The sequence below is a fragment of the Solwaraspora sp. WMMA2065 genome (assembly GCF_030345075.1).
Classification (GTDB): Bacteria; Actinomycetota; Actinomycetes; order Mycobacteriales; family Micromonosporaceae; genus Micromonospora_E.
Genome location: NZ_CP128361.1, coordinates 1,223,687 through 1,238,508, shown reverse-complemented (window position 1 = coordinate 1,238,508; position 14,822 = coordinate 1,223,687). Strand labels below are relative to the sequence as shown.

Sequence of the window (14,822 nt, the reverse complement as noted above, 5' to 3'; positions counted from 1 at the left end):
TTCCTCGATCGAGCGGGTCATGCTCAGGCGTCGATACTCTCCTGGTCGACCCGGCCGGCCGAGTCGATCAACCAGTTGCGGCGCGGCTCGACCTTCTCCCCCATCAGCAACTCCAGGGTGCGGTCGGCGACCTCCACGTCGGCCAGGGTGATCCGGCGTACCGAGCGGGTCGCCGGATTCATGGTCGTCTCCCACAGCTCGTCTGCGTCCATTTCGCCGAGGCCCTTGAACCGGGGAACCGGGGTGACGACCTGTCGCCCGGCCCGTTCCAGTCGCCGTACGGTCTGCTCCATCTCGGCCTCGGTGAAGGTGAAGATGGTCTCCGCGTTCCGGCCCTTGGTGGTGATCTTGTGGAGCGGGGGCATCGCCGCGTACAGCCGGCCGGCCTCGATCACCGGACGTAGGTACTTGGCGAACAGGGTGATCAGCAGGGTCCGGATGTGCGAGCCGTCGACGTCCGCGTCGGCCATCAGGATCACCCGGCCGTACCGCATGGCGGCCAGGTCGAAGGTGCGCCCGGTGCCGGCGCCGAGGACCTGGACGATCGCCGCCACCTCGGCGTTGCGCAACGTGTCGGCCAGGTTGGCCTTCTGCACGTTGAGGATCTTGCCCCGGATCGGCAGCAGGGCCTGGTACTCGGCGACCCGGGCCATCCGGGCCGAGCCGAGCGCACTGTCGCCCTCCACGATGAACAGCTCGCTGCGCTGCAGGCCGGTCGACCGGCAGTCGACCAGCTTCGGCGGCATGGACGCCCCTTCCAGGGCGGTCTTGCGCCGGGCGGCGTCCTTCTGCTGCTTCTGGGTGAGCCGGACCCGGGCCGCGTCGACCACCTTCTGCAGCACGGTCCGGGCCTCGGTACGGGTCCGGCGGTCCTCCACCCAGGACTTGATGTGCCGCTCCACCACCGTCTGCACCACCCGGGTGATGCCGGCGGTGGAAAGCTCGTCCTTGGTCTGCGAAGTGAACTGGGGCTCCGGGATCCGCACGTGCACCACGGCCGTCATGCCTTCGAGCACGTCGTCGACGGTCGGCGGATCCTCCTTGGGCTTGAGCAGGCCCCGGCTGTTGCGTACCGCGTCGACGACGGCCCGGGTCACCCCGCGCTCGAAACCCCGCCGGTGGGTGCCGCCGTGCACGTTGCGGATGGTGTTGGTGAAGCACTCGACGGTCCGCTCGTAGCCGGTGCCCCAGCCGAGGGCGACCTCCACCTCGGCCCGACGCTCGACGTCGGACTGCATCACGCCGTTGGCGTCGGCGGCGTTCTCCTTGTAGGTGCCGGTGCCGGTGATGAACAGCGTGCCGCTGACCGGTCGGTCCCCGCTCGGGGTGAGGAACTCCACCATCTCGACCAGGCCACGGGGATGGTGGTACACCTCCTCGACCAGTTCATCGGAGGTGGCGTCGCGCAGCACGTAGGTGACCCCGGGCACCAGGAAGGCGGTGTTGCGCAGTCGGGTCCGCACGGCCGTCACGTCGAGTGCGGCGCCGGCGTCGAAGTAGCGGGCGTCGTACCAGTAGCGGATGGAGGTGCCGGTAGCCTCACCGCGCTTCATCCGGCCGACCGCCCGCAGCCCCGACTGCTCTGTGAAACCGGCGGCCGGGCCGGGGCCGTCGAAGGCCCCCGGGACGCCCCGCTGGAACGACATCTCCGACACCCGACCGGCCCGCTTGACCCGCACGTCGAACCGTAGCGAGAGCGCGTTCACCGCCGACGCGCCGACCCCGTGCAGGCCGCCGGACGCCTTGTAACCGGAGCCGCCGAACTTGCCGCCGGCGTGCAGCCGGGTCAGCACCAGCTCGACCCCGGACAGCCCGGACCGGGTGTGCACGTCGGTCGGGATGCCCCGGCCGTCGTCATCGACCTGCACCGAGCCGTCGGCGTGCAGGGTCACCTCGACCCGGCTGGCGTGACCGGCGACGCCCTCGTCGGTGGAGTTGTCGAGGATCTCGTTGAGCAGATGGCCGACACCCCGGCTGTCGGTTGAGCCGATGTACATGCCGGGCCGCTTGCGGACGGCCTCCAGCCCTTCCAGGTGGGTGAGGTCGTCTGCTCCGTACAGCGTCTCAGGTTGTGCAGTCAACGCGTCGAACTCCCGGTGCCGGCCAACGGTGCCCCACCTCGCCGGCGGGCAGGACCGACCGGCAGGGCAACGACGGTGGCCTGCGGGCCACCGTCCGACGAGCGTAACCGCAGCCACCGACAGCGCCGCGCCGGGCCGGTACCGGGGTGTCGCCGGTACCGGCCCGGCCGCACCCTGCGCGCCGGCCCGCACACGCCGGACGGGGCCGGTACGCCGGGTGTCCCGCGTACCGGCCCCGTCGTGGGGGTGGTAGCCGTCAGCCGGCGCTGCAGGTCGGGGTCATCCCGCTGCCGGTGCCGGTGCCCTGGAAGCCGAACTGGGTCGACTGTCCGGCACCGATCTGGCCGTTCCACGGCGCGTTGCTGAAGCGCACCGTGCCGCTGCTCCCGCTGGCCTGCGAGTTCCAGGCGTTGGTGACCGCCGCCCCGGACGGCAGGGTCATGGTGACCGTCCAACTGCTGGTCGAGGCGGACCCGGCGGTCACCCGCACGTTCGCCACGAAGCCACCTGGCCACTGGTCGAGCGAGATCACCGAGGCCGAGCAGTCGCCCCCGCCCGGCGGCTGCGAAGTCGGCGGGGCCGTCGTGGGCGGCGGGGCCGTGGTCGGCGGCGGGGCCGTGGTCGGCGGCGGGGCCGTGGTGGGCGGCGGGGTGCCGCCGGCGTTCAGCGCGGCGAGGGTCGAGTCGTACGCCTGCTTCTTGTTGCCGTTGCACTCGAACAGCAGCGGGGTGCCGCCGCTGCGCCACGAGTCGCAGTCCCGGATGCCCCAGGTGGTGATGCCGGTGCAGCGGGACACCGCGAGGCAGTCCTGCACCACGTTGCGGTAGGTGTTGGCCTGGCTGCTGCCGGAGCCTTCGATGTCGAGTTCGGTGATCTGCACGTCGACGCCGAGGGCGGCGAAGCTGGACAGCGTGGTGCGGTAGTTCGACGGGTACGGCGAGCCGCTGTTGAAGTGCGACTGCAGGCCGACGCAGTCGATCGGCACGCCGCGCTGCTTGAAGTCGCGCACCAGGTTGTACGCGGCCTGGGTCTTGGCCCAGGACCAGTTGTCGATGTTGTAGTCGTTGTAGCAGAGCTTGGCACCGGGGTCGGCGGCGCGGGCGGCCCGGAACGCCGCCTCGATCCAGTCGTTGCCGGTGCGCTGCAGGTTGGAGTCGCGTCGGGCACCGCTACCGCCGTCGGCGAAGGCCTCGTTCACCACGTCCCAGGAGTGGATCTTGCCCCGGTAGTAGGAGGCGACCTGGGTGACGTGGTTGAGCATGGCCTGGCGCAGCGGAGCACCTTCCATCTGCTGCATCCAGCCGGGTTGCTGGGAGTGCCAGGCGAGGGTGTGACCGCGGACGGCCATGCCGCGGGAGATGGCGTGGTTGACGATCCGGTCGCCGTTGCTGAAGTTGAACTGGCCCTGCTGCGGCTCGGTGGCGTCGAGTTTCATCTCGTTCTCGGCGGTGACGCTGTTGAACTCCCGGTTGAGGATGTTCACGTACGTCGAGTCGCTGAGCTTGTTGGCCGCGACGGCGGCACCGAAGTACCGGCCGGACTGCTCCGCGGCCGCACCGAGCGTGGACTCGGCGGCGCTGGCGGAGGTCGCGTACAGCATCGCGGTACCGGCGGCAAGGGCGACCACCGCGGCGGAGGCCAACGCGGCCCGCGGTCCCCTTCTCCTCGGTCTGCTGTCGGATAGATGGGTCATGGTGATGGTTGCCTCTCGGTGCGGAGTGTGGTCGACAGGTGAACCTCGACCACACATCGACTTCAATCGAAGTGCTGTTGAGCGATGCTAACGGAGAACTTCCGGTAGCTCAATGACCAAGGCCGATACCGGGCAACCCGCTGCTCGACCAGCTAATCCGAAACACGGCAGCACCCAGTTCGGCACTCGACGGCAAGGCCAGAGTACCGAAACTTTCGGAGAAGATCCGGGACAGACCCGGACACCACGCGCAACCCTGTCAGCGGCACAGTCGCGCTACGGGGTCGGCGGTGTCGGCCGCGCCCGGACAATGCGGCATGGACACCAGCCGGCCGGCTGCGACTCGCCCGGCCGCTGTATGGAACTCTGTCAGATGAGCGCCCTGGGAGGAAGCACCTTGACAGACTCGACACCGGTCACCTTGCCCGACGTCCGCGACGCGGCCGCACGGATAGCCGGTGCCGCGCACCGCACCCCCGTGCTGCGCTCGCGCACTCTGGACGCCATGGTCGGCGCCGAGGTCTTCGTCAAGTGCGAGAATCTGCAACGCGTCGGTGCGTTCAAGTTCCGTGGCGCCTACAACACGATCGCGCGACTGTCCCCGGCCCAGCTGGCCCGGGGCATCGCCGCGTACTCGTCCGGCAACCACGCGCAGGCCGTCGCGCTAGCCGCCAGGGAGTTGGGCAGCACCGCAGTGATCGTCATGCCGCAGGACACGCCGGCGGCCAAGACGGCAGCGGTCCGCGGCTACGGGGCCGAGATAATCACCTACGACCGGTACACCGGTGACCGGGTCGCCATCGGTGCGGCGTTGGCCGCCGAACGCGGGCTGACCCTGGTCCCGCCGTACGATCACCCGCACGTCATCGCCGGGCAGGGCACCGCAGCCCTCGAGCTGGTCGAGGAGGTTGGACCGCTCGACGCGCTGCTGGTGCCCGTCGGTGGCGGCGGGCTGGCGGCGGGCACCGCGGTCGCGGCGAAAGGACTGCTGCCCCGGATCCGGGTGGTCGGCGTCGAACCGTCGGCCGGCGACGACACGTTGCGATCGCTGGCCGCCGGCCGGCGGATCACCATCCCGGTGCCGCGCACGATCGCCGACGGCCAGGCCGCCGAGACGCCCGGCGAGCTGACCTTCTCGGTGAACCAGCGGCTGCTCGACGACGTCGTCCTCGTCGACGACGACGAGATCCGGGCGGCGATGCGGTTCGCGTTCGACCGGATGCGGATCGTCGTCGAGCCCAGCGGCGCGACCGGGCTGGCAGCTCTGCTGGCAGGTCGGCCGGTCCCGGCTCCCCGACGGGTCGGTGTGATCGTCTCCGGCGGCAATGTCGACACCCGGCGCTTCATCGACCTGCTGTCCACCGCCGGTTGATCCCAGGCTGGCTGATCCCCAGGCCGTGAACCAGCACGGCCGGCAACCGGCCGCCGGTGAGCTCACCCGACGCGGGTGATGCGGGCCGGTTCCGACCCGACCTACCGTGCACCCAGGACGTCACACGGCGTGAGGAGGCGGGGCCGGATGGTCGACACGGTCGAAGATGCGCTGGAGCGGCTGGCCCGCGACGCAAGCTCCGTCCTGGACCGGCTGCCACCCAGGCTGCGTGGCACCGTTCGCTTCGACGTACAGGAGGAGACCAGGACGACGCACTGGTTTGTCACCCTGGGAACGGGGAAGGTCCGGGTGTCGTCGACGGGGGCCGAGCCGGATTCGATCGTCCGCAGCGAACGGGTCCGCTTCGACCGGTTGGCCCGGGGCGAGGACCGGTTCATCCCCCTGCTGTTCCGCAACGCGGTCGTCGTCGAGGGAGACCTGGGGCTCGCGGACCAGCTCTGCCGGGTCCTTTTCGGCAGTGTCCCGGCCGGGCTGCATCCAAGGGACTTCACTCGGAGGGAGGCCGCCGAGAATGAACGAGAAGACAGTCAGCATCCTGGACGGGAACACCTTCGTGGTGACTGACGAGCGCGGTGACGTGACCGCCTCACCGGACCTGCCGACCGGCCTGTTCTCGTTCGACACGCGCTTCCTGTCCACCTGGGTGCTCCGGATCGACGGCCACCGGTTGAACGCTCTGTCCCAGGACGACCTGCACTTCTTCGAGACCCGGTTCTTCCTCGTACCGGGCCGGCCCACCCACTACATCGACGCCAAGCTGTCCGTCATCCGGGAGCAGTCGATCGGCGCGGCGTTCGTCGAGCGGCTCACCGTGCTCAACCACGACATCGCGCCGGTAACCCTGACCCTGCGAGTCGACATGGACACCGACTTCGCGGACCTGTTCGAGATCAAGGACGTCCAGCACAAGCGCGGCACGAAGTCGGTCCACCACGACGACGGTCGGCTGCGATACAGCTACCGGCGGGAAACCTTTCAGCGGGACACCGTCATCTCCAGCACGCTCCCGGCCCGGATCGACGACGACGGCATGACGTTCGACGTCACCCTGGAGCCGCGCGGTCAGTGGCAGACCGAGATCCGGGTGGAACCGGTGATCAACGGCGGTGACACCGCGTCGCCGACCATCTGGGGGGCCTACCGACGCCGGGCCCGACCGCAGGTGCGCCAGGAGCTGGAGCACTGGATCGACCGGGCACCGCAACTGCTCGCCGACAACCCCAACCTCACCACGGCGTACGAGCGGAGCCTGATCGACCTCGCTGCCATGCGGTACGCCTCGCTGACCGCCACGGGCCCGATCCCGACCGCCGGACTGCCCTGGTTCATGACGCTGTTCGGCCGGGACAGCATCTTCATCAGTCTGCAGACCATGCCGTTCCTGCCCCGGCTGACTCCCCCGGTGCTACGGCTGCTCGGCTCGTTGCAGGGCGGCAGCCTCGACGACCTGCGGGAGGAGGAGCCCGGCAAGATCCTGCACGAATTCCGGTACGGCGAGTCGGCGGCGTTCGAGGAGCAGCCGCACACCCCGTACTACGGCTCGGCCGACTCCACCCCACTGTTCGTGATCCTGCTCGACGAGTACGAACGGTGGAGCGGCGACACCGAACTGGTCCGCGGGCTCGAACGCCAGGCCCGCGCCGCGCTGCACTGGATCGACGAGTACGGCGACCTGGTCGGCAACGGCTACGTCTCCTACTGGCGCCGCAATACCCGCAACGGCCTGGAGAACCAGTGCTGGAAGGACTCCTGGGACGCGATCTCCTACCGCGACGGACGGCTGTCCGCGCTGCCGAGGGCAACCTGCGAGCTGCAGGGCTACGCCTACGACGCCAAGATCCGTGGCGCCCGGCTGGCCCGCCAGTTCTGGAACGACCCGGCGTACGCCGACCGGCTGGAGCGGGAGGCCGCCGACCTGAAGCAGCGGTTCAACCGCGACTTCTGGGTGGCCGACGGCGAATACTACGCGCTCGCGCTCGACCCGGACGGTACCCCGGTCGACGCGCTGGCGTCGAACATGGGGCACCTGCTGTGGAGCGGCATCGTCGAGCCGGACCGGGCCGGCAAGGTGGCCGAACACCTGCTCGGACCGGCGATGTTCTCCGGCTGGGGGGTACGGACGTTGGCCGAGACCGAGGCACGGTACAACCCGGTCGGCTATCACGTGGGGTCGGTCTGGCCGTTCGACAACTCGATCATCGCGTGGGGGCTGCGCCGGTACGGGTTCCGGGAGGAGGCCGCCCGGATCGCCGAAGGGATGATCGAGGCGTCCGGGTTCTTCGACGGACGGCTGCCGGAGGCCTTCGCCGGCTACCGGCGCGAGTTGACCGGATACCCGGTCGAGTACCCGACGGCGTGCAGCCCACAGGGCTGGTCGGCGGGCGCGGTCCTGCTGCTGCTGCGTACCATGCTGGATCTCACCCCGTACCAGGACCATCTGGGCGTCGACCCGCATCTCCCGCCGTCGATACCTCGGATCGAACTGCTCGACGTACCCGGCCGGTGGGGCCGGGCGGACGCGCTCGGCCGGCGGGCCGAGAGTCATCAGCGGCAGCACACCGGGCTGCTCGCCCGACTCGGACGCACCGACAACGGCTGATTCGGGGCGGTCACGCCCCGGGACGGGTCATCTGGGGTGACGGGTACGTTCGACGAGCGCCGCACCGCGCCGCGCGGCCGCACCCGCGTCCACCGACAGGTCCGGGTCATCCGCCGGACGCGGCACGCACAGCAGCAACGCCGCCGGCTGGACCGTCACCCGCAGCGTGGCGCCGGGTTCGATCAGGTCGCCGTCGAGCTCGCGGGGTTGGTCGCGGTCACTGACCACCGACACCTCACGCCCCCGGTACACCTGCATCCGCGGCACCCGTCGCCGACCCCGTACCAGTGCCCAGGCCAGCGCGAGCCAGTGCCGCAGCGTCCGTGGCGTCAGCACGGCGACGTCTAGCAGACCGTCGTCGGGTTCGGCGTCGGCCAGCAGGGGCATCCCGCCCTGCAGCCGGCCGACGTTGGCCACCAGCACGGTGCGGGCCCGGGTCCGTACCAGCGGCTGGTCGTCGATCTGGACCCGCACCGGCACCGGCCGGTCCCGCAGGTGCCGCACAGCGCCGGCAACGTACGCCGGCCAGCCGATCCGCGCCTTGGCCTGCTCGGAGGTAGCGGCCAGCATGCTCGCGTCGAATCCCATGCCGGCCATCACCACGAAGCAGCGCTCGTCGTCGAGCCGACCGACGTCGAGCCGGCGGGTCTGCCGTTCCACCGCGACCTCCAGCCCGGCCGCGAGGTCGGTCGACAGCCCGAGGTTCGCGGCGAGCAGGTTACCGGTGCCGGCCGGCAGGATGGCGAGCGCCACGTCGGTGCCGACCAGACCGGCGACACACGACATCACGGTGCCGTCGCCGCCGCAGGCGAACACGACGTCGACCCCGGCCGCGACCGCGTCCCGGGCCTGCGTCCGCCCTGGTTCGGCGACCGTCGTCTCCAGCCAGATCGGTGCCGCCCAGCCGGCTTCGGCCAGGCTCGCGTCGACTGCCGCTCGCAGGCCGTCGAGGTCAGTGACCTTCGTCGGGTTGACCACCACGGCGGACCGTACCGGCGCTGTCTGCTTCTGCACCGGCTCAGTGTGGGCCATCGGAGCCCTCGCGGACCAGTCGACGCCGGTCCGCGCCGTCGGTGGGCGGTGTCTCCGTCGGCGGCGACACCGCCCACCGGGTCAGCCGGTGACGCGGAAGGTGCCGTCGGCGCGTGCCTGCGCGTCGGCGATCGGGTCGAGGCGCAGTTGGTAGCCGTAGTGCCGGATGTAGCGGTCCGGGAAGTTGTAGGACTGGAACGACGACCATCCGGCGTCTGCCAGGCCGGCGACCCGGCGGAAGGTGGCGTCGGCGGCGAAGACCGCCGAGCCGTCGTCGGGCGCCAACTCGAAGTCGTACGCGTAGTGCCGCAGGTAGTGGCCCGGGTAGTTGACCGACTCGATCGAGACGTAGCCCGAGCCGCCGGTCAGGCCGGGCACCAGCCGGAACTGCGCGTCCTGCGCCGGGCTGACGTTGGCGTCGATGCGCACGTCGAAGTCGGCGTGCCGCACGTAGCGGTCCGGGTAGTTGTACGACTGAATCCGGTTCACCGGGGTGGTCGCGCCCCAGCGGGCAAGCACCCGGGACTGCTCGGCCGCGGTCAGGTTGAGGATCGATCCGTGCCGTTTACGGCTGCCGCCCATGCTGTAGTCCGACCGGGTCCGGAAGTTGCCCGTGCTGCCCAGGTTGGTCGAGGTGACCGGCAGATAGCCGCGGCCGGTCGCGTACTGGTCCAGCCAGAGCACCCACTCGTCACGGCCGTTGAACTGGGCCCACATCGGGCCCTCGACCACGTTGCCGCCGCCGGCGCCGTTCGAGATGCCCAGGTGCGACAGGTTGCCGAGGGTCGTCCAGCTGCCCAGGATCGAGTTGCTCGCCTCGATCGTGATGTGACCGTCGGCGGACGCCCGGTAGTAGCGGTAGCCGCCGACGCTGTTCGGGACCTCGATGATCTGGGTGTCGATGATGCCCTGGCCGCTGCCCCGGTCGATGTACAGCTGCGGAGCACCGATGGTGCGGAAGTCGCTGGTCCGCGCGTACCAGATGCGATGCTTGGTGACCCCGTTGCGGGCCGAGTTGGTCGCCCAGTAGACGACGTAGTCCCCGGTCGCCGGGTTGTAGATCGCCTCCGGGGCCCAGGCGTTGCCGGCGCCCGCGATACCGCCAGCGACGTTGAGCAGCCACGGCGCCGACCAGTTGACCAGGTCGGTGGACTCCCAGACGACGATCGAGGTGCTGCCCCGGTTGGCGGCGTCGTTCCAGGACGTGCCGCTGGCGATCCGCAGATCGGTGGCGATGATCCAGTACCGGTCGCCGGCCGGTGAGCGGACCAGGACCGGATCCCGTACGCCACGGGTGCCCACTGTGGATAGCAGAACCGGGCTGCCGTTGTTGAGGTCGGTCCAGTGCAGCCCGTCGGTGCTGCGCGCCAGATAGATCTGCTCGCCGTTGGCCGACTCACCGGTGAAGTGGGCCATCAGGTACCCGGCGAACGGGTCGAGCGCGGCAGCCGGTCTCGCCGCAGCCACCGACCACGAGGTGAGCAGCAGGCAGGCGGCGGCAAGGACGGCGCTGAGCCGGGCAAGGGTCCTCGGCATCGGGTCTCCTTCAGTTGGAGTTGGTCGGGTCCGGCCAGTGCCGGCGGTCCGCCGCCTACGTGCTGGCGCACGACGTGGCGCTGCCGGGCACCGGACGGCAGCGACGCCGCAGCCGGCAGGTATCCAGCTCCTCTGGTGTTAGCGCTAACACGGCACCCGGCACGATTGCCGCGCGATTGCCGGATTGAATCGACAGTGTTAACTACCTGCAGTCTCGATGTCAATGGGTCGAGGGCCGGCGGCGGATACCCGTGTCCGCCGCTGAGTCGGCCAACGGCTCCCCGGCGCTGCTTAAGCTGGTGCATGCTCGATGAACTCGTCGCACGCGCCCACCGGCTTGTCCCCCGCGACGGCCGGCTCCTCCTCGGCATCACCGGCTGCCCGGCGGCGGGCAAGTCGACGCTGGCGGCGCTGCTGGTCGCCGGGCTGCGGCAGGTCGGGGTCCCGGCGGCGCTGGTGCCGATGGACGGCTTCCACCTGTCCGACGCGGCACTGGACCGGCTCGGCCGACGCGACCGCAAGGGTGCCATCGACACCTTCGACGGCGACGGTTACCTCGCCCTGCTGCACCGGCTGCGGACCGAACGACACCGGACCGTCTGGGCGCCGGGTTTCGAACGCGACCTCGAACAACCGGTGGCCGGCACAATCGCGGTGGACCCACCGGTGCGGCTGGTCGTCACCGAAGGAAACTACCTGCTCGCGGACACAGAGCCTTGGCCGGCGGTACGTGCGCTGCTGGCCGAGGTGTGGTTCTGCCAACTCGACGACGACGTACGGCGGGACCGTCTCACCCGCCGGCACGTCGAATTCGGCAAGTCACCCGCCGCCGCCCGCGCCTGGGTGGCCACCGTCGACGACCCGAACGCCCGGTTGATCGGGGCCGGCCGGGACCGAGCCGACCTCGTCGTCGACATGACCACATTGGGGCCGGCCGACGGCAACACTCCGCGCCCGGTTGACCGGCCCCGGACCGGCGGGCGCTAGCAGCACGGCCGACCGCCGCGCTCTAGCAGCACGGCTGCCCGCCGCGCCGGTCCGGCGGGTCCTCGGCTCTGCCGGAGGACGGGACGGCCGCCGGGACGTCCGCCCGGGCCAGCAGAAACAACGGGAGCAGCACCGCCGCACCGGCGCTGACCGCCAAGACCGGATACCCGACGGTGCCGAGCACCATTCCGGCACCGACACTGGCCACCGCCGAGGCACCCCAGGCGACCGCGTCCACGCCGCCTTGGACGTGCTGGCGATCGGCGAGTGTCAACGACTGGGCGAGCAGGCCGCTGCCGCCGACGAAGGTGAGGTTCCAGCCGGAACCGAGCAGGAACAGTGCGACGTACAGCTGCGCGCTCGCCGCCGCCGGCACCAACGCGACCATCGTGGACAGGGCGATCAACCCGATGCCGGCGAGGATCGCCGTCCGTGCCCCGAATCGGTCGACGATGTGCCCGGACAGCGGCGCCAGCAGGAACATGCCGAGCAGGTGTGCGCTGACCACCGCACCTACCGCGCCGAGGCCGTGACCGTGCATGTCCATGTGCAACGGCGTCATCGTCATCACGGCGACCATCGACACCTGGCCGGCGGTCATCGACACCACCGCCGTACGGACCACCGGCCGTCGCCACACTCCGGCCGACACGGCACCGGGCCCCGGGTCACCACGCCGCGTGCCGGCCCGGGTGGTCGGCAGGGTCGCCGACGCCGCTACCGCGGCACCCGCACCGACCAACGCCAGGAAGTACGGCCCGGCGAGCGGCGGCAGCCCCAGCCCCGTAGAGAACCGCGCGAGTGGCGCGATCAGGTTCGGCCCGGCCAACGCACCGACCGTACCCGCCCAGACGACGACGCCGACCGCGAAACCCTTGCGGTCGGGCGGGTACAGGTCCGCCGCGCAGTACCGGGACAGCTGCGCTGCGCCGTTGCCGACACCGAGCAGCAGCATGCCGACCATCAGCGGGCCCGCCGCGTCGGCCAGCACGGCACCGCCCGCGACGACCGCACCGATGACCGCGACCAGGTAGCCCAGCACGAGCGCGGCACGGCTGCCACGTCTGGCCAGCACAGCGGCCAGCGTCAGGGTGCCGACGGCGGAGCCGACGATCCCGGCCGCGTTCGGTATGCCGCTCCACAGCGGGCTGAGCAACTGCGCCCCGACGAGGGTGCTCACCGTGCTCGCACCGACCATCGACACGTGGGTCACCGCCGCGCCGGTGAACAACGCGACCATCGGACGGTGCCGGGTCCGGCGGGCCTCGACCGCTGCGGGCACCATGGTCAGCCGGGGCTCTCGACGACGATGCCCCTGGGCGCTGGCACAGACATGCGTTGACCTCTTCTGCGAGACGCCGGCTGTCGCGGGACGTTGTCAAGATTCTTTACGGCTGGCGGCTGCGGGGCTTCTCCGGCGTTGCCCGGGCCGACGTGTCGGGCGCAGACGACGGGCGGGCCATCGGGGTCGCCGATGGCCCGCCCTGCGCGGTGCCGGCCGGCTCACGGCGTACCGCAGCCGGAAGTGCCCGGGTCAGAGGTGTCAGTTCGGGGCGTGGACTCCGGTCGCCGCGTAGTCCTTGATGGATCCCCGAACGTACATCTCGCTGCCCGTGTTACCGGTGGAGTACTGTTCGATGGAGCCGGGGAACGGCATGGTGGAGGCGTTGCGTCCGTACACGTCGGTGTAGACCGTGGATGGACCGCTGTTGCGCACCGAGAAGGTGCCGGGCCGGTACTCGCGCAGGGTGCCCTTGAACGGTGAGCGCGGATCGTTCCAGCCGACCTGTTGGCCGGTCTGCTGAGTCACCTGCCGAGCCTCGGCGCAATAGTCGCCACCGGCCAGGTCCGTGTAGCACAGGTCCACGATCCGGCCCATCCTGTTCGGCAGGCTCGGGTCGTAGTACCGGGACGGGTTGACGACGTAGAACAGCGGCGCGAGGTGAAAGTCCAGCCCGGAGCCTGTCACCTGCACGTCGGAGAACCAGAAGTCGTCCATGTCGGAAACCGTGAACGGCACCGGGTTGGGGTAGAGCGGGTCGAAGTGGGTACGGCCCTCCCGGATCGCGTCGATACAGCCGGTCTCGGCGATCAGCCGGCCCAACGATCGGGTGTCCGACGGCGAGTCCGCCGGCACCGGAGGTGCGACATTGATGAACGGGCGGCCGAAGCCGGGGCATTCGCTGGGGCTGAAGCCGCCGGGTCGACCGAGCGGGATCATCGCGTTGTACCGGGCCTCGGTGACCGGGCCGCCGTTGCTCCCGACGCAGCGCTGGTTGAACAGCAGCTCGTGGACGTTGTTGGTGAACGCGTCCGGCGAGTGGGTGCCCTGGTGGAATTTCAGCAGAACGTCGCAGACGGCGATCGTGGGCCCCTGCGGCGGGAAGAAGCTGGTGCCGTTGTCGCCCTGGATGACATTGCTGTTGTTCACCACCAGCACCTTGTGCCCGACGTGGTCCTCGTGGCGGTGACTGTGGTCGGGCATGTTGTCCAGCATGACCTCGCTGGTGTAGCCGAAGGCGGGCCAGCCGGCGGTGCCGTACAGGTCCGAGGCCCGCGGATCGTCACCGTGTTCGTGACCGAAGTAGCAGCCGCTCGGGTCCCGGGTCGGGTGCTAGGTCGGGTAGACCTTGCCGTCGGGGCCGTAGGTCCAGTACCGGGCGTGGATCTCGACCGAGCACTCCCCGGCCCGCGGCAGGTAGCCCTTCTCGTTGGCGGTGGCGATCAGTTCGTACGCCCGGCTCCTGGGCGCGCTCGCCGGCGGCAACGCCGTACCCCAGGTCGGGTCGCCGGGTGGCATCGTCGGCGGTGCGGTGGTCGGCGGTGGACTGGACGGCGGTGCGGTCGTGGACGGTGGGGTGGTGGGGTCGGCCGGCGATCCGGTGCAGGTGGTGCCGTTGAGCGCGAAGCTGGTCGGCGCGGTGTTGCTGCCGTTCCACGACCCGTTGAAGCCGAACGAGGTGGTCGCCCCGGTGGCGATGCTGCCGTTGTAGCTGGCGTTGCGGGCGGTGACCTGTCCACCGCTCTGCGACACCGTGGCGTTCCACGCCTGGGTGATCTGCTGACCGTTGCCGTAGCTCCAGGTCAGCGTCCACGAGCTGACTGGGTCGCCGAGGTTGGTGACGGCCACGTTGGCGGTGAAGCCACCCGGCCACTGCGAGGCGACGGAGTAGGTGACGCCGCATCCGACGGCAGCGTACGCGGCCGTGACGGCCACTCCGCTTCCGGCGATGACGGCTGTCACGGTCGCGGCTGACCACAGCCGGGACCGGTACCGGTGTAAGCGCATGTGCTGGCTCTCCTCCACTGACGTGCGGACGGATCGACAGGGCGCGCTGTCACCTACGGTCGACCACCCCGGGCGGCCTGGAGCGCGAGGTGTCCCGGTGTGGCGCGGCACGGGTGGCACCGGGCAGCGCGGCGTGGTGGATCGCCCGAAGGGAAGACAGCGAACGCACCATCAATAGATGTTCATAAATGTTACGCCCGGTGCACCCCCTG

Annotated in this window: 11 protein-coding genes; 4 read left to right on the top strand and 7 right to left on the bottom strand. The window is 70.4% G+C overall.

The annotated features are described in order from the left end of the window. Positions 1 to 23 precede the first annotated feature (23 nt). Positions 24 to 2,081 carry a DNA gyrase/topoisomerase IV subunit B gene (locus tag O7610_RS05735; protein ID WP_289212764.1) on the bottom strand — a complete coding sequence of 686 codons (2,058 nt, stop codon included), beginning with the start codon at positions 2,079 to 2,081 and terminating at the stop codon, positions 24 to 26. 256 nt (positions 2,082 to 2,337) lie between these two features. After that, on the bottom strand, positions 2,338 to 3,774 hold the full coding sequence (locus O7610_RS05730; protein WP_475053811.1) for a glycoside hydrolase family 10 protein: 1,437 nt from the start codon (positions 3,772 to 3,774) through the stop codon (positions 2,338 to 2,340). A 397-nt stretch (positions 3,775 to 4,171) separates the two neighbouring features. On the opposite strand from O7610_RS05730, the gene O7610_RS05725 reads away from it, so the two are divergent. From O7610_RS05725 to O7610_RS05715, 3 genes are all read left to right on the top strand, one after another. Continuing rightward, positions 4,172 to 5,146 carry a threo-3-hydroxy-L-aspartate ammonia-lyase gene (locus O7610_RS05725; RefSeq protein ID WP_281554689.1) on the top strand — a complete coding sequence of 325 codons (975 nt, stop codon included), beginning with the start codon at positions 4,172 to 4,174 and terminating at the stop codon, positions 5,144 to 5,146. 147 nt (positions 5,147 to 5,293) lie between these two features. Continuing rightward, positions 5,294 to 5,731, top strand: coding sequence for an SCP2 sterol-binding domain-containing protein (locus O7610_RS05720; RefSeq protein ID WP_281554688.1), 438 nt, complete (start codon positions 5,294 to 5,296; stop codon positions 5,729 to 5,731). Then, positions 5,679 to 7,766, top strand: a complete 2,088-nt coding sequence (locus tag O7610_RS05715) for an amylo-alpha-1,6-glucosidase (RefSeq protein ID WP_289212763.1) — start codon at positions 5,679 to 5,681, stop codon at positions 7,764 to 7,766. The genes O7610_RS05720 and O7610_RS05715 overlap by 53 nt, the downstream gene beginning before the upstream one ends. Before the next feature lie 27 nt (positions 7,767 to 7,793). On the opposite strand, the gene O7610_RS05710 is transcribed toward O7610_RS05715, so the two are convergent. Together O7610_RS05710 and O7610_RS05705 are read right to left on the bottom strand one after the other, a co-directional pair. Next, positions 7,794 to 8,798 carry a diacylglycerol/lipid kinase family protein gene (locus tag O7610_RS05710; RefSeq protein WP_289212762.1) on the bottom strand — a complete coding sequence of 335 codons (1,005 nt, stop codon included), beginning with the start codon at positions 8,796 to 8,798 and terminating at the stop codon, positions 7,794 to 7,796. An 81-nt stretch (positions 8,799 to 8,879) separates the two neighbouring features. Next, on the bottom strand, positions 8,880 to 10,334 hold the full coding sequence (locus tag O7610_RS05705; protein ID WP_289212761.1) for a glycoside hydrolase family 43 protein: 1,455 nt from the start codon (positions 10,332 to 10,334) through the stop codon (positions 8,880 to 8,882). 303 nt (positions 10,335 to 10,637) lie between these two features. Between O7610_RS05705 and O7610_RS05700 the strand changes: the two genes are divergently transcribed. Then, positions 10,638 to 11,321, top strand: coding sequence for a nucleoside/nucleotide kinase family protein (locus tag O7610_RS05700; protein WP_281554684.1), 684 nt, complete (start codon positions 10,638 to 10,640; stop codon positions 11,319 to 11,321). A gap of 22 nt (positions 11,322 to 11,343) precedes the next feature. Here the strand turns inward: O7610_RS05700 and O7610_RS05695 are convergent, their stop codons facing one another. The 3 genes from O7610_RS05695 to O7610_RS05685 all read right to left on the bottom strand — a co-directional run bounded on the left by O7610_RS05695 (position 11,344) and on the right by O7610_RS05685 (position 14,610). Then, a complete protein-coding gene (locus tag O7610_RS05695; protein ID WP_281554683.1) occupies positions 11,344 to 12,606 on the bottom strand; it encodes an MFS transporter in 1,263 nt (420 codons plus the stop codon). A 258-nt stretch (positions 12,607 to 12,864) separates the two neighbouring features. Next, positions 12,865 to 13,806, bottom strand: a complete 942-nt coding sequence (locus tag O7610_RS05690; RefSeq protein WP_289212760.1) for a hypothetical protein — start codon at positions 13,804 to 13,806, stop codon at positions 12,865 to 12,867. A gap of 129 nt (positions 13,807 to 13,935) precedes the next feature. Continuing rightward, positions 13,936 to 14,610 (bottom strand): cellulose-binding domain-containing protein, encoded by a 675-nt coding sequence (locus O7610_RS05685; RefSeq protein WP_348650081.1) that lies wholly within the window; start codon positions 14,608 to 14,610, stop codon positions 13,936 to 13,938. Positions 14,611 to 14,822 lie beyond the last annotated feature (212 nt).

Coding starts and splice junctions, on each gene's coding strand:
- O7610_RS05730 (WP_475053811.1), bottom strand. CDS start 3,774: ATGACCCATCTATCCGACAGCAGACCGAGGAGAAGGGGACCGCGGGCC.
- O7610_RS05720 (WP_281554688.1), top strand. CDS start 5,294: ATGGTCGACACGGTCGAAGATGCGCTGGAGCGGCTGGCCCGCGACGCA.
- O7610_RS05715 (WP_289212763.1), top strand. CDS start 5,679: ATGAACGAGAAGACAGTCAGCATCCTGGACGGGAACACCTTCGTGGTG.
- O7610_RS05710 (WP_289212762.1), bottom strand. CDS start 8,798: ATGGCCCACACTGAGCCGGTGCAGAAGCAGACAGCGCCGGTACGGTCC.
- O7610_RS05705 (WP_289212761.1), bottom strand. CDS start 10,334: ATGCCGAGGACCCTTGCCCGGCTCAGCGCCGTCCTTGCCGCCGCCTGC.
- O7610_RS05700 (WP_281554684.1), top strand. CDS start 10,638: ATGCTCGATGAACTCGTCGCACGCGCCCACCGGCTTGTCCCCCGCGAC.
- O7610_RS05695 (WP_281554683.1), bottom strand. CDS start 12,606: ATGGTGCCCGCAGCGGTCGAGGCCCGCCGGACCCGGCACCGTCCGATG.
- O7610_RS05690 (WP_289212760.1), bottom strand. CDS start 13,806: ATGCCCGACCACAGTCACCGCCACGAGGACCACGTCGGGCACAAGGTG.
- O7610_RS05685 (WP_348650081.1), bottom strand. CDS start 14,610: ATGCGCTTACACCGGTACCGGTCCCGGCTGTGGTCAGCCGCGACCGTG.